This window comes from Candidatus Magnetobacterium casense (assembly GCF_000714715.1).
Lineage (GTDB): Bacteria > Nitrospirota > Thermodesulfovibrionia > Thermodesulfovibrionales > Magnetobacteriaceae > Magnetobacterium > Magnetobacterium casense.
Genome location: NZ_JMFO01000002.1, coordinates 48,719 through 72,493, shown reverse-complemented (window position 1 = coordinate 72,493; position 23,775 = coordinate 48,719). Strand labels below are relative to the sequence as shown.

23 protein-coding genes and 1 pseudogene are annotated in these 23,775 nt (G+C 47.1%); 7 read left to right on the top strand and 17 right to left on the bottom strand.

Annotated features, from left to right (window positions below):
* Positions 1–8: 8 nt before the first annotated feature.
* Together Mcas_RS17300 and Mcas_RS01345 are read left to right on the top strand one after the other, a co-directional pair.
* A pseudogene (locus Mcas_RS17300) lies at positions 9–1,949 on the top strand (methyl-accepting chemotaxis protein); the annotation flags it as partial.
* A gap of 205 nt (positions 1,950–2,154) precedes the next feature.
* Positions 2,155–2,394: a type II toxin-antitoxin system HicB family antitoxin gene (locus tag Mcas_RS01345; protein ID WP_052566675.1), complete on the top strand. Its 240-nt coding sequence runs from the start codon at positions 2,155–2,157 to the stop codon at positions 2,392–2,394.
* A 38-nt stretch (positions 2,395–2,432) separates the two neighbouring features.
* Here the strand turns inward: Mcas_RS01345 and hisH are convergent, their stop codons facing one another.
* The 6 genes from hisH to Mcas_RS01315 form a co-directional block, all read right to left on the bottom strand.
* The gene (gene hisH, locus Mcas_RS01340; protein WP_040333594.1) at positions 2,433–3,065 is read right to left on the bottom strand and encodes an imidazole glycerol phosphate synthase subunit HisH; all 633 of its coding nucleotides are present in this window, start codon (positions 3,063–3,065) and stop codon (positions 2,433–2,435) included.
* 234 nt (positions 3,066–3,299) lie between these two features.
* Positions 3,300–3,551 (bottom strand): sulfurtransferase TusA family protein, encoded by a 252-nt coding sequence (locus tag Mcas_RS01335; RefSeq protein ID WP_040333593.1) that lies wholly within the window; start codon positions 3,549–3,551, stop codon positions 3,300–3,302.
* Between the two features lie 28 nt (positions 3,552–3,579).
* A complete protein-coding gene (locus Mcas_RS01330; protein WP_040333591.1) occupies positions 3,580–3,993 on the bottom strand; it encodes a DsrE family protein in 414 nt (137 codons plus the stop codon).
* Positions 3,993–4,352, bottom strand: a complete 360-nt coding sequence (locus Mcas_RS01325) for a DsrE family protein (RefSeq protein WP_040333590.1) — start codon at positions 4,350–4,352, stop codon at positions 3,993–3,995. The genes Mcas_RS01330 and Mcas_RS01325 overlap by 1 nt, the downstream gene beginning before the upstream one ends.
* A gap of 11 nt (positions 4,353–4,363) precedes the next feature.
* Positions 4,364–4,660, bottom strand: a complete 297-nt coding sequence (gene tusB / locus Mcas_RS01320; protein WP_052566674.1) for a sulfurtransferase complex subunit TusB — start codon at positions 4,658–4,660, stop codon at positions 4,364–4,366.
* Positions 4,661–4,845: 185 nt separating this feature from the next.
* A complete protein-coding gene (locus Mcas_RS01315; protein WP_040333588.1) occupies positions 4,846–5,136 on the bottom strand; it encodes a two-CW domain-containing protein in 291 nt (96 codons plus the stop codon).
* A 174-nt stretch (positions 5,137–5,310) separates the two neighbouring features.
* Between Mcas_RS01315 and Mcas_RS01310 the strand changes: the two genes are divergently transcribed.
* The 3 genes from Mcas_RS01310 to Mcas_RS01300 all read left to right on the top strand — a co-directional run bounded on the left by Mcas_RS01310 (position 5,311) and on the right by Mcas_RS01300 (position 9,666).
* Positions 5,311–6,462 carry an amino acid ABC transporter substrate-binding protein gene (locus Mcas_RS01310; protein ID WP_040333587.1) on the top strand — a complete coding sequence of 384 codons (1,152 nt, stop codon included), beginning with the start codon at positions 5,311–5,313 and terminating at the stop codon, positions 6,460–6,462.
* 174 nt (positions 6,463–6,636) lie between these two features.
* Positions 6,637–9,264, top strand: a complete 2,628-nt coding sequence (locus Mcas_RS17295) for a response regulator (protein ID WP_156032991.1) — start codon at positions 6,637–6,639, stop codon at positions 9,262–9,264.
* Between the two features lie 57 nt (positions 9,265–9,321).
* Positions 9,322–9,666 (top strand): response regulator transcription factor, encoded by a 345-nt coding sequence (locus Mcas_RS01300; protein ID WP_081853510.1) that lies wholly within the window; start codon positions 9,322–9,324, stop codon positions 9,664–9,666.
* A gap of 73 nt (positions 9,667–9,739) precedes the next feature.
* Here the strand turns inward: Mcas_RS01300 and Mcas_RS16020 are convergent, their stop codons facing one another.
* Positions 9,740–12,004 (bottom strand): protein kinase domain-containing protein, encoded by a 2,265-nt coding sequence (locus Mcas_RS16020; protein WP_052566673.1) that lies wholly within the window; start codon positions 12,002–12,004, stop codon positions 9,740–9,742.
* Positions 12,005–12,394: 390 nt separating this feature from the next.
* Here Mcas_RS16020 and Mcas_RS16015 point away from each other — a divergent pair, with 390 nt between their 5' ends.
* The gene (locus Mcas_RS16015) at positions 12,395–14,161 is read left to right on the top strand and encodes a PAS domain-containing sensor histidine kinase (RefSeq protein ID WP_162176220.1); all 1,767 of its coding nucleotides are present in this window, start codon (positions 12,395–12,397) and stop codon (positions 14,159–14,161) included.
* 54 nt (positions 14,162–14,215) lie between these two features.
* Complete coding sequence (locus Mcas_RS01285) at positions 14,216–15,097, top strand: DUF58 domain-containing protein (protein ID WP_040333585.1); 882 nt, start codon at positions 14,216–14,218, stop codon at positions 15,095–15,097.
* 11 nt (positions 15,098–15,108) lie between these two features.
* On the opposite strand, the gene Mcas_RS01280 is transcribed toward Mcas_RS01285, so the two are convergent.
* The 10 genes from Mcas_RS01280 to Mcas_RS01235 all read right to left on the bottom strand — a co-directional run bounded on the left by Mcas_RS01280 (position 15,109) and on the right by Mcas_RS01235 (position 23,705).
* Entirely contained in the window at positions 15,109–15,795 is a 687-nt protein-coding gene (locus Mcas_RS01280) for a glycosyltransferase family 2 protein (protein WP_040333584.1), read from the bottom strand.
* Between the two features lie 52 nt (positions 15,796–15,847).
* The gene (locus tag Mcas_RS01275) at positions 15,848–17,119 is read right to left on the bottom strand and encodes an HD-GYP domain-containing protein (protein WP_040333583.1); all 1,272 of its coding nucleotides are present in this window, start codon (positions 17,117–17,119) and stop codon (positions 15,848–15,850) included.
* 239 nt (positions 17,120–17,358) lie between these two features.
* Complete coding sequence (locus tag Mcas_RS01270) at positions 17,359–17,784, bottom strand: hypothetical protein (RefSeq protein ID WP_040333581.1); 426 nt, start codon at positions 17,782–17,784, stop codon at positions 17,359–17,361.
* On the bottom strand, positions 17,784–18,017 hold the full coding sequence (locus Mcas_RS01265) for a hypothetical protein (RefSeq protein ID WP_040333579.1): 234 nt from the start codon (positions 18,015–18,017) through the stop codon (positions 17,784–17,786). Before Mcas_RS01265 ends, Mcas_RS01270 begins: the two co-directional genes overlap by 1 nt.
* Before the next feature lie 114 nt (positions 18,018–18,131).
* Positions 18,132–18,323, bottom strand: a complete 192-nt coding sequence (locus Mcas_RS01260; protein ID WP_040333578.1) for a hypothetical protein — start codon at positions 18,321–18,323, stop codon at positions 18,132–18,134.
* Positions 18,324–18,339: 16 nt separating this feature from the next.
* A complete protein-coding gene (locus Mcas_RS01255) occupies positions 18,340–18,900 on the bottom strand; it encodes an Lcl C-terminal domain-containing protein (protein ID WP_040333577.1) in 561 nt (186 codons plus the stop codon).
* A gap of 347 nt (positions 18,901–19,247) precedes the next feature.
* Positions 19,248–21,581 (bottom strand): diguanylate cyclase domain-containing protein, encoded by a 2,334-nt coding sequence (locus Mcas_RS16010; RefSeq protein WP_162176219.1) that lies wholly within the window; start codon positions 21,579–21,581, stop codon positions 19,248–19,250.
* Positions 21,582–21,775: 194 nt separating this feature from the next.
* A complete protein-coding gene (locus Mcas_RS01245; protein WP_040333575.1) occupies positions 21,776–23,008 on the bottom strand; it encodes a type I glyceraldehyde-3-phosphate dehydrogenase in 1,233 nt (410 codons plus the stop codon).
* A 76-nt stretch (positions 23,009–23,084) separates the two neighbouring features.
* Entirely contained in the window at positions 23,085–23,330 is a 246-nt protein-coding gene (locus tag Mcas_RS19095; protein WP_353740378.1) for a HepT-like ribonuclease domain-containing protein, read from the bottom strand.
* 81 nt (positions 23,331–23,411) lie between these two features.
* Positions 23,412–23,705, bottom strand: a complete 294-nt coding sequence (locus Mcas_RS01235) for a nucleotidyltransferase family protein (RefSeq protein ID WP_040333669.1) — start codon at positions 23,703–23,705, stop codon at positions 23,412–23,414.
* Positions 23,706–23,775: the final 70 nt, after the last annotated feature.

Below are 23,775 nucleotides of genomic sequence, written 5' to 3'. Positions count from 1 at the left end.
AGAAAGACGCCAGGACGGTAACAACGATGATCATCACGTTTACGGCAGTTGGTGTATTTGTTGCCATCATCTTGGGTATGGTCATCGCCAGGTTAATCTCCGGACCGGTGAAGAAAATGGTCGATGCCGCCAACAGGTTGGCCGTAGGTGACGTGGATGTAGAGATCGCTGAGGATACAAAGGACGAAATAGGGGTACTTGCTCACTCGTTAAGGCTTGTTATAGAAAACATACGTGAATCCGCCTCAGCGGCTGAAAAGATTGCCGCCGGGGATATGACTGTCGAGGTTAAAGCAAAGTCAGCCAAGGACGTACTCAGCAAAAGTATGCTCATGGTTGTTGAGACCCTGCGCAATTTGGTGGCAGAGATGGCGGCACTGACAAAGGCGGCGGTTGATGGCAGTCTTGCCACCAGGGGCAATGCCTCAAAGTTCAATGGCGGCTACAGGGAGATCGTTGATGGTGTAAACAAGACCCTTGATGCCGTAATCGGGCCGTTAAACGTGGCGGCCAACTACGTCGAGCGGATCGGCAAGGGCGATATCCCTGCCGCTATTACGGATACATACAACGGCGACTTCAACGCCATCAAGAACAATATCAATGCCTGCATAGCAAACATCAATACCCTCGTATCCGACGCCAACAGCCTTGTCGAGGCGGCGGTAGCAGGTAAGCTGGCAACCAGGGCAGATGTCACAAAACACGGTGGCGATTACAGAAAGATCGTTGACGGTGTAAACAAGACCCTTGATGCCGTGATTGGGCCGTTAAACGTAGCAGCAAACTATGTCGAGCGGATCAGCAAGGGCGATATCCCCGATGCTATAACCGACAGCTATAACGGTGACTTCAATGTTATCAAGAGTAACCTCAACGTGCTGATAAAGGCAAGCAACCACATAACCGGTATAGCAAAGGAAATAGCCGGTGGCAACCTTGTCGTCGAGGTAAAAGAGAGGTCGGCAGAGGACGAGTTGATGAGGGCCTTGGGACAGATGGTTCAGAGATTGACGGACGTGGTGACGGAGATAAAATCGGCAGCAGATAACGTATCAGCCGGCAGTGCGCAACTCAGTGCCAGTGCCCAGGAGTTGTCGCAGGGTGCAACCGAACAGGCGGCTGCAGCCCAAGAGGCATCGGCCTCCATGGAGGAGATGACGGCCAATATCAGGCAGACCGCAGACAATGCCCAACAGACCCAACGGATGGCTCAAAAGTCCGCCGTCAATGCCCAGGAAGGCGGCAAGGCAGTGGCAGAGACCGTAGTGGCAATGAAGGAGATCGCTAGCAAGATAACGATTATAGAGGAGATCGCCAGACAGACAAACCTGCTCGCCCTCAACGCTGCCATTGAAGCAGCCCGTGCCGGGGAGCATGGCAAGGGGTTTGCCGTGGTTGCCTCCGAGGTCAGACAGTTGGCCGAAAGGAGTCAGGTTGCAGCCGGGGAGATTACCCAAAAGGCATCCACAAGTGTTGATGTTGCCGACAAGGCCGGACAGATGCTGGCCACCATCTTGCCCGACGTACAGAAGACCGCAGAACTGGTGCAGGAGATAAGCGCGGCAAGCACTGAACAAAACTCCGGCGCCGATCAGATAAACAAGGCCATCCAGCAACTGGACCAGGTCATTCAGCAAAACGCCTCAGCCTCCGAAGAGATGGCCTCGACCTCCGAGGAGCTGTCAAGTCAGGCCGAACAGTTGCAATCCATCATATCGTTTTTCAAGACCGCCGATGATACCAGATTCCAAGCCCCTGTACAGAGAAAACCACTTCCCACGCAAAAGGCAAGGGTTACACACGTTACCAGGAAGGATGTCGAACGGCCGGAACCTCGCTTTAAATCAAGAGAGCTGCGCACGGATAAAAAAGGCACAGGAGGCGTTTCACTTGCCATTAAGGGCGGTGAGGACGATGAGCACGGCAGTGAATTTGAGAGGTTCTGAGGTTACTGACATACGCTATGCAGGGCAATAGCATTTGACCGTAAGAAAAAAAAAGGGGCGGCTCCGCCTCTTTTTACCGTGAAAATACATTTTCATGTGCGGGGGTGAATATGCTCCCTATTCATGAGGGTTTAACCGTGAAATAAAAAATAACCTGCTTTTTAAATGAGGATACAAAGATTCTGTGCTTATGTTACAATAGAACATGCGGAAGGTTATTATATATCCGGGTGAAGATGGCTATTGGGTTGTTGAATGTCCAAGTCTGCCGGGGTGCATCAGCCAGGGACGGACACGGCAGGATGCCATTGAAAACATCAGGGAGGCAATAGCCCTATACATTGAAGTATTAAGAGAGGACGAAAGGAATGTCCCGGAGGATCAGCTTGAAGTACTTATATCATGCCTGAAAAAACCTGTGTCATTTAAGTATAACAATTTATAAAATTTTCTAATGCGATTGCCCTGGGACATTCTGAAAACTCAGGTTTTTTTTACGAAGGCGGCAAAGTTTTTCAATATACCCAGACCGAGTTTCTGGCTTTTTTCCGGGTGAAACTGCATTGCAAAGATATTGTCTCGTGCAACCATAGACGTAAACTCTATGCCGTATTGGGTGGTGGCGGCAACGATAGACTCATCCGTGGGGGCTACGTAGAATGAATGTACAAAGTAAAAATACCCTCCGCCATCGGGGATGTCACCGGAGGCAATGCCATTGAGCAGGGGCGTGTGTTTAGTTGGCATGACGCGGTTCCATCCCATGTGTGGCACCTTGAGGTCGTTTACTGGAAACCTCACCACCTTGCCGTCAAATACGTTCAACCCTTTGCAATGGCCAAACTCCTCCGACTCGGTAAACAACAACTGAAGCCCCAGGCATATGCCCAGAAACGGCTTGCCCTTTTCTATGCAGCGCACAACGACCTCTGCCAGCGATAACCCCTCAAGATTGGCCATGCAATCCCTGAATGCCCCGACTCCGGGCAACACCACACCGGAGGCGTTTTCTATATCCCCAACTGTACTGGTTACCACCGCTTCGGCGCCAACCTTGGCAAACCCCTTGGCAACGCTTCTGAGGTTGCCCATTCCATAATCAACAATTGCTATCATAATATCCCGCCGTCCGCCGTCAAAACACCAAAATTAGGTATCCTCTTTATATTTCATGGTAACTATACTTTAAGGCAAGAAAGAAAGGGGCGGTTTGTGGCAGGGGTGCCTCACCCCCTCCGCCCCCCTTCAGAACCCCCTGCAAGGGGGCCAGCCCCCTTGACCCCTTCAAAAATGTACCCCTGCCTCCCACACTTGCGGTGTTTCAACCCTGATGTTGCTGTGATCTATGGGCTACTTTTTCTTGATATATAACTCCCAATGTCCCTTATCTTCTACCTTGACCGAATCAAAGCCATGCCCTTCCTTATTGACATACTTTGGTATGGAGTCCTCAGCCGATGCCGGGGCGTCACAGAGCACCTTTAACAGGGTGCCACTGGGCAATTTTTCGAGCTTCTTCTTTGTCAACACCAGCGGATATGGGCACACCCTCCCCAGGACGTCCAGGGTCTCGTTGGGTTGCTCGTTTCTCAAGTCAGACATATCTTAAAAGACCTCCTTTTCAACTGAATCAGAAAAATAATATATGGTCAGAGGTATTCATCTCTTCCATGATGTCATCAAAGGGTACTACTTCGGAAACTATATCGGCACCCAAGTCCTCTGCGTCCATGATGAGGGCATCCTTGCTGAGGCCAAATCGCTTGACGTCCTCGGCACAGATGAGGAGCCTGATGTCTGTCAGCAGGGCATTTTTGATGTGCGACTCAATGCTCGTTATACCGTAGATATCGGGTGCCTTTTGGTTCTTTACACAGTTTAATACGCCCTCCCCGATGAACGCCAGCACCGGGGTGATATTTTCGTCTTCTTCGAGGTGTATCTCCACCGTCTGACTTGATATGGCGTGAGTCAATGCCAGTCTCGAGGTCTCCGTCTTATATGGCAGCTTATCTACCACGAAGGCTACTTTCTTTATCGCCATTACTCACCTCCTATGTGCAATACCCTGTCGGCGCTGAAACAACTGGCAAGGTACCAGTCCATACTCTTTCTGCCAAAGCCATCGATGAGGTCTTCCTTGTGGTATCCCCTGGCCTCGGCACAGGCCTCACATGCGGTTACGTTAACGCCGCCCGCAACCAGGTCCTTGATAGTCTTCTCCAATGACGAGTAATCTTTAAAGGAGCGCTGCCCCTTCTTGGAAAGCATTGTGCCATTTCCCGATAACCAAATATCTACGTTATGGCCTTTCTTTCTGGTTGCCTCGGCTAGTTTTACAACAAAATCGGTGGTCATTGACCCCACAAGAGATGAAAAACAGCCTATAGTTAATTTGCTCATTTGTCGTTCTCCTATAGCCAAATTATCTTTTCATATTCATTGAAAATCAGATCAACAAGACCGTCATAGTCAACTACCTTGACCTTGCTGTCAACACTATCAACACTCAATCCCCGTGACTGCAAATCCTCAGAAAGCGCATATATCGTAGCGTTCTTACTGAGGATCGGCGAGGACTTGCCATCTTCCTTCAGGGCTGCGTTGTACACTCCGTTTTGTACGAGTATTACTCCGAGCTTTTCAGCCTTCAGCCTGCTGAGGGTATCATTGTCTTTGCTGTACTGACTGACAAATACCCCTAATTTCATAAATCCACCCCCTTTATATCCAGTGATATAAATCTGTAAGTTAATTTCATCTATAAAATCCTATAGTCTACATTTATAACAGATAGCCGGATAATTTGTCAACCGGCAACTGCAAGACTCAGAACTATCACATTAGAAAAAAATCGCTATTGAGCTATGCAGACAAGATGGAGAGATCGTGGAGATCAGAGATTTTGCCTGACCAGTTTATAGAACCTGCACTCCCGGCAGTCCCTGACCGTTACGCAGTAGATGCAGTAGGGGTCTTTGCCGCTAAAGGTTCCCGCCAACAGCCAACATCTCCTGCCTGCCTCATGCAAATAGGCGGGACAGCGCGTATATGTCTGCGAGGGGCACTTCATGGCCTGCCAGCAAGGTTCCCTCTCCTTCTTGCTTATATCCAGCTTCTCAAAGGCCTTTACCAAGGTCTCATATGCCATACGACCGGGACATGGTTTTTTCTTTACCTTTTCCATCACATTTAAATTTCTGCTATCTATTGTACCATAACTTCCGTGATAATTATGTCAGCAGGATACAGAAAAAAACCGGAATCAAATCCCCCATTCTCTCCTGGATACGATTGCCCTGGGTCTTTTAACGTACTGTTGACACAATTGGTGTAACTATAGTACCATAAACACAGTTAAATGCTAAGACTGTTTATACGCATATTATTGTTTTTACTGTTACCCCTGTTGGGCTTAACAGCGGCAGAGCCCATAAGGTTTGGCGTGACGCTTGGTTTAACTGGAAAAGATGCCGAACTGGCTGATATGCAAAAGAAAGGGTTCCTGCTTTGGCAAAAACATGTCAATAAACGCGGCGGAATACTCGGAAGAAACGTTGAGATTATTGTATATGACGACAATAACACTAAAGATACCGCAAAATTGCTTTACGAAACCCTTATACTAAAAGATAAGGTGGACCTTCTGTTTGGCCCATATTCAAGCGGTATAACCGGGGCCATACTTCCCATAACGGAAAAATACGAGTACCCGGTACTTGTTTCAGGCGCATCGGCTGATGAATTATGGAAACAGGGGTATAAGTACGTTTTTGGTATTTTCATACCTGCAAGCAGATATGCAGTCGGTTTTTTAGAGGTGGCGGCCGGCGGAGGTGTAACCGACATTGCCATTGTCTATGCTGATGACACATTCTCAAAGAGTATAGCGTCCGGCACTAAGGAATGGGCTGAAAGGTTTGGGCTGCGTATCGCTTTATATAAGGAATTCAAAAAGGGAAAAGAAAACCTCGATGATATAGCATCAGAGGCAAAGGCATCCGGTGCAAAAGGTCTTATCGTATGCGGACACTTTAACGAAGCGGTAGCAATGCGCTTATCCCTGGAAAATGTCCGGTGGATCCCAAAGGCATATTTTGCCTCAGTTGGCCCTGTTCTTCAGGCATATTATGACAAGCTGGGCACGAAGGCAAATCATACCTTTTCGTCATCACAGTGGGAGTATCATGAGAGTTTAAATATGCCTGCCGGCACGGAATTTTATCGTGCCTTTATAAACACTTATGGGACACCTCCTTCATATCATGCTGCAACGGCATATGCTGCGGGTGAAATATTTGAGGCGGCTATCGCAAAGGCCAAGACCACTGACAGAAAAAAAATAAGACATCTGTTATCAAAAATGAACACTATGAGTATATTGGGAAAATATGGTGTTGACAGCACAGGTATGCAGATAAAACACTTTACCATTACAATTCAATGGCAAAATGGTAGAAAAGAAGTCGTCTGGCCAAAAGAGCTAATGACTTCGACACCTGTATTTGAATAGATATCCGCAGTTTTGAGCCTTGATATGAGATGGTTTTTAAACAAAATAACCAATACTCTTTCTATCAGGATTATAGCGCCTATTGTTTTTTTTATAGCACTAATGGGTGGGAGTCTTTACATCTTTGTACTGAGTTCAATCACTGACTTTTCGGAAGGCAGTATAAAAGAAGATATGGAAAGACTATCACACGACATATATAACATTGCAAATAAAGCTACAGACGAGCTTGTCAAGACCGGTCTTTCATCTGACGAGAGCAAGGTAAAAATCAATAAGATGCTGACATTGGGAGTAATCGAGGACTATATGAGGCAGAATAACCTGATGGCTGTTGTAATGGAGAAAGACAAGGAACTGTTTGTATCCGAGAGCCTTTCGGGCAAGTCAATGGAGATTACAGACAAGACAACGCAAGAGAACAAGATAATTCTAATGAGGTTTAAACAAGGTGATTTTTATGCCTATCATTTTCATTTTGAGCCTTGGCAATGGCAAGTCGTACTGATCAAAGATGTAAAAGAGTATGATTTTATATTGGACAGGGTAAAAAAAGCTTACAGGATAACCGGCATTATATTGGCGGCAGCATTTTTCTTGCTTGCCTACTATTTGAAAATGACAATAAACAACCCTCTGCAAAAGATTATCGGTCCGGTTAGAAAGGGTGAAAGGCCGCAGTATAGGGGCATATCTGAGTTTGAGTTTTTGAGTGACTGCATAAGCCGGATGATGGACTCTCTGCATAGCGCCAGGGTTACTGCAGAGGAAGCAAGTCGGGCAAAGAGTGAATTTCTTGCCAACATGAGCCACGAAATACGCACTCCATTAAACGGCATAATAGGAATGACAGAACTCATGTATGACACGGAGATGAACCATGAACAAAGGGAGTATCTTGACATGGCAAAGAGGTCTGCCGACTCGCTCATGGGGGTGATAAACGACATCCTGGACTTCTCCAAGATCGAAGCTGGAAAGCTTGAGCTTGAGCCTATAGATTTCAGCCTGCGTGACAATATCGGCGATACATTAAAGACACTTGCCCTGAGGGCGCATAAGAAAGGGCTTGAGCTGGCTTATTCAGTACCACCGGAGACGCCAGACTTTATCATAGGCGATCCTGGAAGACTACGGCAAATCATAGTAAATCTTGTTGGCAATGCCATAAAATTCACGGAAAAAGGAGAGATTATTGTAGATGTAACAACGCAATCCCATATGGATGATAAGATATGCCTGCGTTTCTCCGTAAAGGATACCGGTGTTGGTATCCCTCAGGACAGAAGAGAAAAGATATTCGAGTCATTTTCGCAGGCTGATGGTTCAACTACCAGGAGATACGGCGGCACCGGCCTGGGGTTGACTATATCACGCAAACTTGCAGAGATGATGAACGGTGATATCAGCGTAGAAAGCGAGCCTGGAAAGGGTTCTGTTTTTCATTTTACGGCCATTTTCGGGGTGCAGACCGAGCCGCATAAGCAACCGGGCCCAAAAAACTTTGACAATTTAAAGGGATTGTCGATCCTGGTTGTAGATGATAATGCAACAAACAGACGTATTCTTAAGGATATTATCATAAACTGGGGCATGGTTCCCGTTCTTGCAGAGGATGCCATGGCGGCACTTAAAATACTGGAAACGATAACAGATGAGGGCAGGGCATTTGACCTCATACTCACCGATGCAAATATGCCGAATATGGATGGTTTTGGCCTTGTGAATAAGATCATACAGACATGTAAGGACAAAAGGCCTCCCACAATAATGCTTACCTCCTCAGGACAGAGGGGAGATGCAGCCAGATGCAGGGAACTTGGCATTTCCGCTTACCTGATAAAACCCATTAAACAGTCCGAACTCCTGGACGCTATCATGAGAGTCATGGGGGAGCATTCAGTGGATTCAAAACCATCTCTGCTTACCCGTCATAAACTCAGGGAAAACAAAAAAAGGTTTAACATTCTTATAGCTGAAGACAATGAGATAAATCAGAAGTTAATAGTAAAAATGCTCCAGAGGTATGGACATGACACCTCAATAGCAAACAACGGCAAGGATGCTGTCAGGATGTTGAAGGAACAGTCCTTTGATCTGGCCTTGATGGACGTACAGATGCCAGAGATGGACGGCTTTGAAGCAGTGAAAATCATCCGTGCAGGGGAAAAAGAGGGTGGTGCATATATTCCCATAATAGCGATAACGGCCCATGCCATGAAAAGTGATATTGACAGGTGCATGGAGTCGGGAATGAACGGGTACGTCTCAAAGCCCATAAAGGTCGATAAGCTTATCGCTGAAATCAACAGAGTCACGGAAGAAAAAGTAGTTGCTATAAATCAAAAAAAGAGTGCCGATGAGGATACAAACGTGCCGGCACCCTTGTCTGTTGACGCCAGGGTATTGGCTGAGGAAAGGCAGTGGTGGGAAGACGAAGGGGCCGAATTTATCGACAAGTACATAGAGAAGTTTTCCCGGCACATAAAAGAGATTGAAGCTGCGGTGGGTATCAACGATGTAGAGCGTCTCCTCATGCCTGCCCATGATCTGAAGTCAGGCAGCGCCTCTGTGGGTGCCTTGCAAATGTCAAAACTGGTTGAAAAACTGGAGCAAATGGCAAAAAATAAGCATATAAGCTCAGATGCACACGATATGGTGAAAGATATTAGCCGTGAATATGAAAAAACTATCGAAGTACTCAGTAAGGCAAAGGAGTTTTTGCACATTGCAACGGATGAGGAATTCGTTAAAAAGCTCAATGAATTCCAAATATCAACTCAGCAACTTAATTTACACTGACAGGAGTATAAGTATGAAGATTTTAATAGCTGATGACGATAAAGTACACAGGGATAAATTGAAAAAGTTTTTTTTAAATTTGGTGATGTATATGACGCAGACGATGGCAAACCAGCCGTTTCTTTATTTAAACACCACATGAAGGGTAAGAAATTTGACCTTGTTGTTTTGGATAACCTGATGCCTTACTGTGGCATGGATACCCTCGATGATATCAGAAAAGAAGAAGGCACAGTAAAAGCCTCCCCTGCCATTGTTTTTATGGTCTCAGGGTTTGAAGATATTGATGAAAAAAAAGAGGCTTACAAAAAAGGGGCAAACGAGTACTTTGTTAAAGGCCAGGGATGTACACCTGCCATCCTGAAGGAGGCCATGAAGAAGCATGGTTTAATACAGGATTAGATTGGTTTGGATTATAGATATTAAAACATGTACAGGCAGATGAGATGTGGGTTAAGTTGGTATTGACCAAGATTCAGATGTCCATTGAGGTGTCGATCAACGTTGGGGTATCGCCATTGCCCTGTACATCGCCTCTGTCCGGGTGTGAGTGTCCAGCCTCATATGCGGAGCGTGAAAATTCGGTCTCCTTCCGGTGTCCGCCTAAGTTGTCGTTGTGTAAGTCACGGTCGCCGTTGGAATTCTCACCGACTTCCTCACTGGGGGACACCACAGCCTCAGTCTCTGCGATGACAGGCTCAATGGCCGACTGCTGTGGCGTATCGGCTGTGAGTCTGGCACAGGCCTCCCTGCCCTGGTCGGATGTCAGCCAGCGGATAAACTCAATGCTGTCACGGTAGTTTACCGATGGGTGAACCAGCGGATTTACCGCCATGACATAGTTATAGTTGCTCAAGCCGCTCTCTGCAAGTACATCCAGTTTAATGCCCTCCGTGGAGGTCAGATATTGAAACGTGGCCTTATCGGTGATGGTGTAAGCCTTGAGACTTTCGGTCAATCTGAGGGTATCGGCCATGAGTTGCCTGGTTTCGATGTACCACGGCTGTGAGGTTGGGTCGATTTCCAGCGCCCTCCACAGGGCCATCTCCTGCATATAGACCCCGGAGTGGTCTCCGCGCGATATGAACAGACAGCCGTTACAGTGCGCTATTGCCTGCAATGCTTCAAGTGCAGAGATGCCAGGTGGGATTTTCGCCGGATTGGTGTAGTGACCTACCAACATGAGGTCGTTCCGTTTGAGCCTGTGCACCTCGACAAAGCACCTGTATTTATCGTTCCCGCAGGAGGCAGACTTGGCCATATCATCGCCCTCTTCGGCGGTGAGAGCGGCAAAGACCATGTCAATATGTCCACGCCTGCCAAGTTCCACGGCCAATCCCGAAGAGACCGGCAATACGTGTATCTCTGTCCCTTCTTTTCGTGCATACACAGGGATTATGTCTTCAAAGCATCCCGTGTCCAGAAGGCTCGTTGCTATGGCACAGCGTATCTGCCGGGTCTTGGTGCGCCGCAGTTGTATCTCCATTTCGGTACACCTGGCATTGACCTGGCGAAGTCGTTCGGATATTACCGATGAGAGATTCCTGTAGAGCTTAAAGCACAGGCTTTCACTGGTCTTTCTGAGTACCACTTCGTTGATCTCAATGGCCGTGCAATCGGTCTGGGCCGTGGCCGTGGCCGACCGCAGGGATTGGTCCAGGATGGCCATCTCACCAAAACAGGCACCCTGTCCCAGCGTAGCGATGGCCTCCTCCGCTCCGGCAACGTTTCTCGATATGGTGACACTGCCACTGACAACTATGTACATCTTCTGACCTACCATGCCCTCTTTGAAGATCACCTCGCCACGCGGGAAGTAGACTATCGTGCTCATGTTCATGATCTGGTATATTTCGTTTGGCGTGAAGTCACAAAAGAAGGTGTAGCTGTCCTTGAGTGAGATGATTAGTGCCCGCATGTCGTTGTCCGTGAGTTCGGGGAGGTCTGCGCACTCCTCTTTTTCGATGGCGTGCAGGAAGAGTTCGAGGTCATCGGCCATGTCGGCGGCTGAGGGATAGCGGTCTTCCTTGTTTTTTTCCAGGCCGCGCAGGACGATCCTGCTGATTTCTTGTGGGATATCGGGGTTGAGTTCGTGCGGCGGTGTGGGGGTGTCATTGAGGACGGTCTTAAACAGTGCCTTCAGAGATTCGGCAAGGAACGGCTTTGTGCCCGTAAATATTTCGTATGCCAGGACGGAGAGCGAGTATATATCGGTCTGTCGGTTGAGGGGTTGTCCAAAGAGCTGCTCCGGTGACATGTAGTGCGGCGTGCCGGTGAGATATGTCCTTGAGCTGTCGTTGGACTTGGTTTCGGCAGTGGCGATGCCAAAGTCCATGATCTTTATCTGGCTGTCGTCAATTACCATGATGTTGGCCGGTTTGATGTCCTTGTGTATGATGCCGTTCTGGTGGGCATAGTGCAGCGCCCTGGCAATCAGGATGATGATCTTTATCTTTTCCTTAAGCGGAAGTCGGTGTTGCTCCGCTATGATGCCCTTGAGGGTCACACCGTTGACATACTCCATGAATATAAAGTGTGTGTCGTTAAACTTTTCCACATCGTAGATCATGGTTATGTTTGGATGGTGGAGTTTACCGAGGTTCTTTGCCTCGTCGAGATTTCCGGCGGTCTTGGCAGCAACGATCCTCTCTATGACCGTGTCATAGCCCTTGTAGACAACACCCTGTGCCCCACGCCCTATCTCCGTGAGGTTTATATACCTTCCCAAGTTAAGTATCATATGCCTCTACCTCCATTGATACGTATCGCAGACATCGCCGATTATTACTCTGCTGTATTATAACATACAACAAACATTTAACTTATCCTCCTAAAAAAGCAGGGTAAAATTTATTTCACGGTTAAAAGGCATGGATTCCTGCTTTCGCAGGAATGACAGTTACAGCCGTTTTCTAAGTGTGTCATTCCTGGCTTGACCAGGAATCCAGTATGCGTAAAAGTATAGTTACCATGAAATATGAAGAGGATACCATTTAACTTAAGTAAAAAAAAGCCGAATCTGAAACACGGGGGTTTTGACATAATTTTAGCATTTCATCATAATAGAAGAGGGAGGCTCTTAAGTCTTCCCTATGCAGTTAACATGAAGGATACGGCAAAAGGATATCAGATGGTAGATACGCAAAAAGATAACGAGTGGCTATTCAGCACCATTATGAACGCTACAGCGGAGGGCTTCTGGAGGATAAACAAAGACCTTGTGACGGTGGATGTCAATGACGCCCTGTGCCACCTGTTGGGATATCAGCGGTCCGAAATGCTGGGTAAACAGCCATTTGATTTCGTTGACAAGAAAAACGAAGAGATATTCAGACAACAGACCGCCAAAATCCCCCGCCGGCAACACCGCACCTACGAAATCACCCTGAGGGCCAAAGACGGCTCCATGATCCCCACCATATTTAATGCCAATACGTTAAGAGACAGAGAGGGAAACATCATTGGCAGTGTGGCTTTTGTTACCAATATCACCGATATAAGGAATATGGCAGACAGTTTCAGACAGACCAACCAGTTGCTGGAACTCATAAGACATATACAATCGCAGTTTATCTTATCCGTGGAGCCCAACAAACTATTTACCGAAATATTAAACAACCTCCTCTTGCTGACCGAAAGCGAATATGGATTTATAGGCGAGGTGCTTCAAAACAGGCAGGGACAACCATACATGAGGACGTTTGCCATCACAAGCACTGCATGGACAGAGGAAATGAGGGATTACTACAATGATAAATCGCCCAAGGTCATAGAATTTTCCAATGTCAACAGCCTCTATGGTCGGGTACTGACAACGGGTCAGGCCGTTATATCCAATGCTCCCCTGAGTGACCCCCGCAGCGGAGGACTTCCGGAGGGGCATCCACCTATCAGGTCATTTCTTGGCATCCCGTTTTATGGTGGCAACACGTTGGTGGGGATGGTGGGTATCACCAACAAACAGGGAGGGTACAGGGATGAACACGTGGAGTTTCTCCAGCCTCTGATGTCAACCTGTGGAAACATTATAATGGCCTATAAGGGTGAACAACTTAGGCAACGCATAGAGACCTCCCTGACCATAAAGACACAACAACTGGAGGAACTCAACGCAACCCTTGAGGCAAGGGTTCGCAAGGAAACGGACAAGCGCGGACAGCAGGAAGTAATGCTGATACATCAGTCAAAGCTCGCTGCCATGGGCGATATGATCGGGGCCATTGCCCACCAGTGGAGGCAACCTCTCAACGCCATAGGGATGATTATTCAGGACTTTGAAGATGCCTTTACCTTTGGAGAATTGAACAAGGAATACATTGACACCAACATCAAGCGTGGCATGGAGATCATCTACGACATGTCAAAGACCATCGACGACTTCAGAAACTTCTTCCGGGCCGACAAAGAGATGGTGGACTTTGAGCTAATCTCAACCGTAGGCAAGGTCATCTCCCTGGTCAGTGATCAGTTGAGGCATAACTACATAGGCATTACGGTTGACAGCCATGGGCTGACTCGCCTGATAACCAGCGGATTGCCCAATGAATTCAAGCAGGTGATGCTTAACGTCATAGGCAACGCCCGTGACGCCATACTACATAGAAGGGAAAAGGGCGATATGGGCAAGGAAAAGGGCCTGATCTCCATCAAACTCAACAGGGAAGACAACAGGGCAGTGCTGAGGATCAGCGACAACGGCGGAGGTATTGACAACACCGTAATCGACAGGATATTTGACCCCTACTTTACCACAAAACAGCCAGACCAGGGCACCGGAATTGGCCTTCACATGTCAAGGATCATTATCGAGGAACACATGGCCGGAACTATAAGCGTGGAGAACATACCAAACGGGGCCATGTTTAAAATTGAACTAACATGCAGGGAGTCTGCCTGAACAAATCGGATTAGTCCTGGAGTCAAGAAACTGGAGGTTCACCAGACATAAGCCATGCAACCCTCTGAGGTAATCAAAAACATCCGCAGGATACAGATCACCACGGGGCGGCTGGCCTCGGACTTCTTTTGCGGACGCTACCACAGCGTGTTTAAGGGTCGGGGGATAGAGTTTGACGAGGTGCGCCAGTATCTGCCCGGCGATGACATCCGCTGCATCGACTGGAACGTCACGGCGCGGATGGGGGAGCCGTTTATCAAGAAGTTTGTCGAGGAGCGGGAGCTTACTATCATGTTCTTGCTCGATGTCTCTGCCTCATGCGAGTTTGCCACGGTCAATCGCTTCAAGCGCGCCATAGCAGCGGAGATATGCTCGTTGTTGGCGCTGTCTGCGGTCAAAAACAACGACAAGGTTGGCTTTGTAGCCTTCTCCGACAGAGTGGAGAGATTCATACGACCGGCCAAGGGCCTCAGACACGCCCTGGCAATAGTCAGAGACGCCATGTACTTCACCCCACAGGGCAAGGGCACCGATATCGCCACGGTCATGGAGTACCTCAACAGGGTGGTCAAGCGTAGGACTATAACCTTTATTTTGTCCGACTTCTACACCCAAGGGTACATAAAACCCCTCTCCGTGGCCAACAGACGCCATGACGTTATAGCACTGTCTATTACCGATCCCGTGGAACTTGACCTGCCCGACGTAGGCCTCATCGAGCTTGAAGACGCCGAAACGGGTGAGGTCTTCCTCGTTGACACATCAAGCAAGTCGGTCCGCAACCGCTATCGCAACGACGCCCTTAAGAGGGTACACGAGAGAAAGCGCATCCTGCGCTCCATCAACGTTGACCACGTTGAGGTCTCAACCAACATCCCATACATAAAGACATTGGCCAGGTTCTTCAGGATGCGGGAAAAGAGGCTCAATCGGTAGAAGACAAGTAGCTACCTGACGACGTTGTATTTCAGGATGCACCAGATAGCCCTGACGCCATCACGCCAGCCGATCTTCTTGCCTTCCCTGTAGGTGCGTCCGAAGTAGGAGATGCCCACCTCATAGACCCTGCACTGCAACCTGGCCACCTTTGCCGTGACCTCGGGTTCAACACCAAACCTGTCTTCCTCTATGTGTATCTGTCGTATGATCTCACCTTTAAATGCCTTGTATCCGGTCTCCATATCCGTAAAGGTCAGGTTGGTAAACATGTTTGACAGCGTGGTGAGAAAACCGTTTCCCACCTTGTGCCAAAAGTACAGCACCCGATGCGGGCCGCTACCCATAAACCTCGACCCGTAGACGACGTCTGCCTGCCCCCGGATGATAGGCTCACAGAGCATGGGATACTCCAGGGGGTTATACTCGAGATCGGCATCCTGGGTGATGATGATATCGCCCGTGGCAGCGGCTATCCCGGTGCGCAGTGCCGCCCCCTTGCCCCTGTTGCGTTCGTGGCGGATGACCCGTGTCACCCTGCCCTCAAATGCCTTGAGCTTCTCCCTGGTACCATCGGTGGAGCAGTCATCTACGACGATGATCTCTTTGTCACTGTAGGGCGCACTGATGACCGCCTCTAGGATATCCGAAATAGTATTTACCTCGTTATAGCAGGGGATGATTACCGACAATCGCATTATTTCCCTCCTGTTAATATTTCTGTGATGAAACCGTTTTGTTAAGCAGACCTCAGAAGTACTTCTTTGTCAGTCTGTCGAGGGTGTCTATCAAGGCGGTATCTTCGCCTTTGCTTACCTGCTCGTAGAGGTCCCTGGATATCGTCAGGAAGACGTCAAGGATATCGGGATCAAAGTGGCTGCCTCTGGCTTGTTTCAGTATATCTATAGTTTTATCGTAGCTGAAAGGCTCCTTGTATGGGCGCTTTGAGGTAAGGGCGTCAAAGACGTCCGTGATGGCAAAAATCCTGGCCCCCAGGGGGATGTCATTACCTTTGAAGCCGGCCAGGTAACCCGTGCCGTCATACCGCTCGTGATGGTACCGGACGACCTCCACGGCATCCTGAAGCCATGCGGTATTGCCAATGATATCCACGCCGTGTTGTACGTGTGTCTTCATTTGATTAAACTCATCATCCGTCAGTTTACCAGGCTTTAGCAGGATATTGTCCGAGATAGCAATCTTACCGGCATCGTGCAGGAATGACCCCTTTATCAGACGAACTATTGTCGTCGATTCCACGCCCAGGGCCTCTGCAAGCCTTACGGCATAGATAGTGACACGGTAGTTGTGTATGTGCGTATCGCTGTCCCTCTTTGCTATGGCACCACCCAGGGCACGCAGTATCCCTATGTTTGCATCCGCAAGTTCAACCGAATACTTAATCAGGTCCCTGTTCATCGATATGATTATCGGATACAAGAGAACCGTCGTGGCAAATACCGAGATTATTACATGCAGAAGGGAATACAGGATGAGGTTCTTTATGTCGTCCATCGTCTTGTCATCCACTTGATAGACACCCTCGAAATAGCCTATCAGTTTGGAGTCGTCAGCAAACAGCGGTACAAACACCTGTAGATATATACGGCTGTCAAAATATACCCTGTTGTAAGTAACCTCGTCAGAGAGCTGATGAATACTCAGGTATTTGTCAAGAGACGTCAGATGCTTTTCTATCTTGTCACTTGCAGTGGCTATTACCTCTGCACGTTTTTGCTTGTCCTTGTCATAGACCTCAACGATGACAAAATGGCCTTTCACTATGTGTTCCCTCAATAACCGGACAAGATATTCTTTTTTCTGTGGGTCTGAACTCTCAAGATAGACCTTCTTGTCATCTATAAGCGACCTTGACTCTGCAACGGCCAGCCTTTCGACAAACTCGTCTATCTCCTCCAGCTTAAGAAAAAAGACTACGGCGCCGGCAACAATGGAGATGACTATCCATCCAAGAAACAACCTCAGGATTAAACGCTTATGTATACCCTTGACTTTATCCATAATAACTAAGATAAAATAAACAATCCTTTTTAGTCAATGAGTGTTGCAGTTTTTTTCTAATAGTTACAGTTAGTGAAAATGGCTATCTCTCTTTCCGTGTGGATAATCCCTGGACTAGGAAAGTATGTGGAAATGGGCTATTGATAATTTCTTAAGCGTTACCAACAGCCCATTGGAAAGCCTTTTGGGTTTCCCACATTCCCACAGGTTTTACAACTGTTAAATTTGTAAAGTGTTGTTCATTTTCGTATAGGTAAGCGGATAGTTAGCTTGTCATTAATCTTTATTACCCTATACTCTATCTTTTCTAATTCTTGTTTAGAAACGTCCGTCTTTTTCATTAACTGTGACATCTCTTTCATACATGCTGCCATTTCAGACAACGATTCAGTTATTTCATGCAAAGTATCTTGTTTGTGTTGATGCTTTGGTGGTTCGTTTTGCATAATTTCCTGCATTCTTTCCATAACCTCGCCCATTTTATACATTATCCCCGGCATATCCTCATGATTATGTGTCATCTTAATCATTGAACCATCCCCGTCCTTTTGCTCTGTGCCGGTATGCCCACCAGAATGTACGTGGGTTTTATCCCCTGCCAAGGCATAGTCAGCACCCCACGCTACAATGAGAATCACTATACCTATAAAAAACGCCTTCCTCATCACTTACCTCCTGTTTTTGAAGTTTTGGCCGTAGTGTCAACTACTCCATTTGTCAGGGCATTTCTTGCATCGCTTGATATGCTTACAACAACACCGGCAGCAGCAGCGCTGCTACCCATCATACCACCACCACTACCCATCATACCCCTCGTGGCTGTAGATTGTGCTTGATTTACAGCCACGACTTGCCATGATACTGCTTGTTGCAACTGATTATTTACCGATATTGCCATATCCACTCCTCCATCCTTTAAACGTTTGCACTTTAGACTTTATCGCCATAACTTTATAGTACTTCAAAACTTATGAAGAAAATATGAAAAGTGCTTTCCTCATTTGAATATTGATTAATGATTATGAGAGCCACTTTCGCTATCCTTCTCCGTACCATCGTCTGTGCTTGTATTGCCTTTAGTCTTGTCATGAGCTTTTTCTTTATCCATTGTGTGACCCATCCCCATACATCCCATCATCCCCATACATCCTGTCAGATTGCTTAAAAACAAAATCATTAAAGATGATACTATAAACCTATTCATTCTGCCTCCTGCATTTTTAGCGTACTATCCATATATTAGCGCTAATTGTCCTCTCGCGCAGACTTACGTTACCATGATTTACACTTACAGTCCATACGTTATCGTGATGATGTGCGCAATGAGTTGACGTCCAATATTCTGTCACCTGTACGTCTATAAAGGGATGTACACCCGGAAGAGCCGGTTTGTAGCGTGAGTAATCCATTAGGTTAATAAACTCATGTACGCTTGGCAACCTCCAGTCACTGAAGCCGGCATAGTTTTGCTTATTCAATTTTTTTATAAACTCAATACTGCCATCGTAACTTAGGGGCTTGCCTGCAATATTAGCACTCCTTGTCCATGTAAGACCCGCCTTGTTATCCTTCACTGTAAACTCTGAAAGGATAGAGAACCTTGACTCTTCTGCTAATGCAATAACAGACGGGAAGAATGATATAGAGCTGACAACAAGACCTAAGATTAACATAATAACAATGCTTGTGTATCGTGCTCCCTTCCTTATATTGCGACTAATCACTGACATATTGTGCCTCCCTTGAAAACTCCATATTCCGAGAGTCAAAAGTTTTTTCATAACAACCTCCTTAAATTTTTTTATGCTTCTATTAAAACACAAAAATATGAAGTAATTATGAAAAAAATTATCTTCTCTGTGTTTCATGGTAACTATGCTTTCAAGCTTTCTGAATTCCTGCGAAAGCAGGAATCCAGAAGTGCAAAGGGCAGGTGATGTTCGGCTTCATGGACTATTGGATAATGAGGGTTTAGTCTACTGGCATCACTACTTGTTCAGGACTACTCAAAAAAGATAGGTAAAAAGAGTATCTGAAAAGATTGCTCAGTATCGTATCATCATGTTAAGGGAAACTTGAATCAAATCCCCATTAAAGGGGGCATTTCTCGAAAAATATCATATCTCACTTACATATTTATTTTCAGGTGTTCCAGCAACCTGAACAGATCATTGATACACGTAACCATATCATCCGTTAAGGATAGTGCCATTTCCTTAAACCACGTATCCCTTTCTATTGCCTGTTCCCTGCTTTCGTCTATGTTTATGACCCCTTTAATGAACTCTGATATGGTCAGGATATCATCTTTATTTTCAAGCAGTCTGTAGAGGGTTCGTGCGGTTTCAAGTATGCTTCCGATCCTGTTGTTCAAGCTGTCTGACAACTCAAACCCCTTCTCCTGAACCTTAAAGAGCAGCTCCACCCATGCCTGATGGTCCCATGCTGTCCCGTGCGCCGTGATGAACCCGACAACGACGTCTACGAGGTCCTCAACCCTGGCTATTATGTCGGTGTAGAACTGGAAGCCGTTCTTGCCCTGCTTCTTAGCCCTGTACATGGCAATGTCTGCCTGTTTCAGCAACAGTTCGCTGTTGATTCTGTACTCGGTGTTATTCTTAAAGGGATAAACGCTGATCCCGATACTTGCGCTTATAGTGCAGACCTTGTCTTTGAGGTGATATGGTCTGTTCAGGGACTCTATGATCTTTTCAGCCACCACGGCGGCATCTTCGGGGTCCTTTATCCTTGCAAGTATGACGGTAAACTCATCGCCCCCCATGCGTGCAGCCGTGTCGGATTTACGCAGGTTTTCCAGCAACCTGCTTGCCGCCTCCTGCAGCAGGATATCTCCGTAGTCGTGACCGAGTGTGTCGTTGATTATCTTGAAGTTGTCCAGGTCTATAAACAGTAGGGCGAACATGTACTTATCACGCCTTGCCATCTCAATTGCGTTGTTGAAGCGATCATGGAACAACATCCGGTTGGGCAGGGAGGTCAGCGTATCAAAGTGTGCAAGACGCTGGAGTTGACTCTCGAAGTGCTTTCGCTCCGATATATTTCTCAGCACGTACACACACTGTATGACCTGTCCGTTTTCGTCTCGTATGGGTGAGGAACTGCATCCTATGTATATCTCTTTACCATCCCTGTCGTGATGAATGTGTTCGGTCTTTGCATGTTTACCGGTTTCGGCGGTGATCAGGATCGGACACTGTATATTCCTCTGATGACAAGGCAAGGGGCTCTTGTGGATCAGCGTGTGACACGTATTACCCTTGACCTCGGACTCCAGGAAACCGTACTCTTTCAAGAACACCTGATTGACCTCGATTATCTTCAAATCTCTGACGTCAATGACGATGACGGCATCGTTCATGCTATTTAAGACGGTATGTATAAAGGCGTTTGACTGCTTAAGGGCATCCTCTGCCTTGCCGTGCTCAATAATCCCGGCCAGGGTGTTGGCCACTGCAATGAGAAAGTCCTCCTCGGGCTTATCCCTCTTGTGACCGGCATCAACGTACAGATTTAGTACCCCAAGGATTACACTGCCGGACTTTATCGGTATGCAATAATGCCCGTGCTCGGTCATTCCCTCGAAGCTGACTTCATGCAGCTCATTTACATGATTTGTATACATGACCTTGCGCGTGGATGCCGCCAGACCACAGAGACATTTACCAAAAGGCAGCTCCTTGCAATCAACCTGCAGGGCTTTGGGCAGATGCCGTTGAGCAACCATGATCAACGTATCGGCGTTGGCATGCGTGAGAAATATACAGGCCTTCTTCTGAACCTTTATCCACGGGGCGGAGAGTATCAGGTCAAGGGAGCTTTCAAGCTTGTTTTTCAGAGGGATTGGCTCCAATGCAATCTGAAGCATGGTGCTTATCACCTCTTGCATGTAATAGTTGTGGTGGAGCTTTGTCTCTAATTGTGTGCGTTCAATGATCTCCTGCCGTAGAAACTCGTTTGCCTGTTCGACGTCTGCGTTGGCGTCTTTGAGTTTCAGAGTCCTTTCTTGTACGAGTGCTTCGAGGTGTTGACGGTGGGCGTACAGTTCCTGTTCCAGCAGTTTTCGGCTGGTTATGTCGCGGATGATGCCAATTGAATGCCAGAACCCCTCCAGCTCTATGGCCGATATGGATACCTCTACGTGTATCTCTGTCCCATCGCGTCTTATTGCGACAAGTTCGTGCGTCTTGTCCACTACGCTACCGATGCCGGTTGTCTGAAACTTGTCAAACCCCCTGACGAAGTCATCGTAGTAAACCCGTGGGACTATCAGGGTGTGCAGCGGTTTGTTAATGGCTTCTTCACTTGTATATCCAAAGATGTTTTCGGCTGCCCTGTTCCAGAAAGATATCAGACCTTCGCTATCCATCATGACAACGGCATCCTGTGCGACAAAGGTTAGCTTTTTCAATATCTTTTCGCTAACAGTAAGATTCTTTTCCATAAAATCTTTCATGCATTCCACCACTTGTTAATAATATCATTATAAATAAAAAATACGCAAATCAAGTGGGGTGCATAAATTTTTGGTTGGTAAGAGTTAATTATGGGGTCAAGGGGACTGGTCCCCTTGCGGGGGGTTCTAAAGGGGGGCGGAGCCGCCCCTTTTTTTTTCTTAGCGATTGCCCTGTTTCTGTTTTATCCCTCTGCAACCAGTCTTGTCAACTTACCGAGCATGTTTACGTAGCTTCCCATTTCGTTGTCGTACCAGCCGTAGATCACCGCCTGGGTTAGCGGGATACCGATGACCGTGTTCTTGAGGCCATCGACTATCGCACGGTCTATACCGATGAGCTTTGTGACGTCAATCGTAACCTCGGCAGTGCGCGTGTGGGTCTCATGGCCTTCGATCACGACGGCGGCACGAGGGGTCGATATTATATCGCAGGAGACGTTCTGCTCCTCCGAGTACACAACATAACCGTGGGGCAGGGCAGCGGCCTCCTTGTATATGCCGTTGATGTACTCCCTGCTTATCGTGATCCGTGAACCCTCCTCCTGGATGTTCACAACCAGAATGACCAGGGAACCCGTTGTCGTTGGAATTCGCACGGACTCTGCGATAAAGCCTATCTGGGCAAGTTCCGGTATGACCAGTGCAAGCGTATCGGCGGCACCTGTGGTTGTCAGTATGATGTTGTTAAAGATGCTGCGATTTTTCCTGAGGTCCTTGTCACCGGCCTTGGCAAGCCTGTCCAGTACCTCCTGCGAACCCGTTGCCGCATGAACGGTTGCCATCGACGCCGTAAGGATGTTCTTGGGGCCTATGGCGTTTATAAGCGGCCTGAACATGTGTGCAAGGCACGTGGTCGTACACGACGCCCCCGATATCAGCCTGTGACGCGAGGAGTCATAATCGTGCTCGTTTACGCCCATTACCACCGTAACGGCATCTGCGGGCATGGGGCTGACCTTGTCCTTGATCTTGAACGGGGCCGAAACTATCACCTTCCTGGCTCCGGCATCAAAGTGCCCCGCCAACGCACCCTTGGGGTCATCCCCGGGACGCGTCGGGTCTACAAATGACCCCGTGGCATCAACCACAAGGTCAATCCCGTTGTCTGCCCAGGCGATGTCCTTAGGATTTCTGGCCTTCCTCAAGACCGTGACCTTTACGCCGTCTATCAACATCGTTCCGGTTTGGTCGTTGATTTCGGTGATGACCGGCCTGTCTGCAAAACCATGGAGATATCGCTTGAGCGAACCATACGTGGAATCTCTCTCTATATAGTATGCTACATCCTTAAGGGATGTCCCCACGGCACGTCCAACGTTGACCACAATTTCACTAAAATCCTTATTTGCAACGTGGTTCCACAGGGTCAGCTTGCCGATCCTGCCCAGACCATTTATACCTATACGCGTGCCCATTTTCTATACAACCTCCATCTCTATCCATATAAAGAAGCATTTTGACATTGTCAAATCAAGCTCCGCTCTTAATCTATTATAGCATTTTTGAGATAGAGTCTTTAATCTTAGGTAACTGTAACTTAATAACCTTCCATACGATCTCGTAATCGACACCAAAATAGAAATGGATAAGTTTATCTCTCATCCTTGCCATATCGCTCCACGGGACAGTATCATATTGACGTCTCATGCTTACCGGTATATTTTTAGATGCCTCGCCAATTATTTCAAGTTGCCTTATTATCGCAATTGATGTTCTTAATGTCAGATACAAACTCATCATAACTCATTTCGGCAATAAAAACTTCAATGTTTTGTATACAGTCAAGTATGTCTTTTATATAAAGGCTGGAATCTCTATTCATATTATGACCATTTCATTGAGTATGCGTTCTCTTAACTCAGGCCGTACAGCGCTTTTCCTGACAAGATCAACCTTTTTTCTCAGAATTCTTTGAAGGTATCGTTCAATCTCTATAAACTTTAACAGATCAGGCACTTCGTCAAACTCCACAAGGATATCAATATCACTTCTCCTTGTTTGTTCTGCCCTTGCATAAGAACCAAATATTCCTATTTCCCTCACCTTGTATTTATTAACAAGCTCTTCTTTATGCAGTTTAATAGTGTTTTTTATCTCTTCTAAGCTTTTCATCACTTGCGTTGTTTATTTGTATATTATGTCGTTAAGCTCCACTCTTATATCTATTATAGCATTTTTCTTC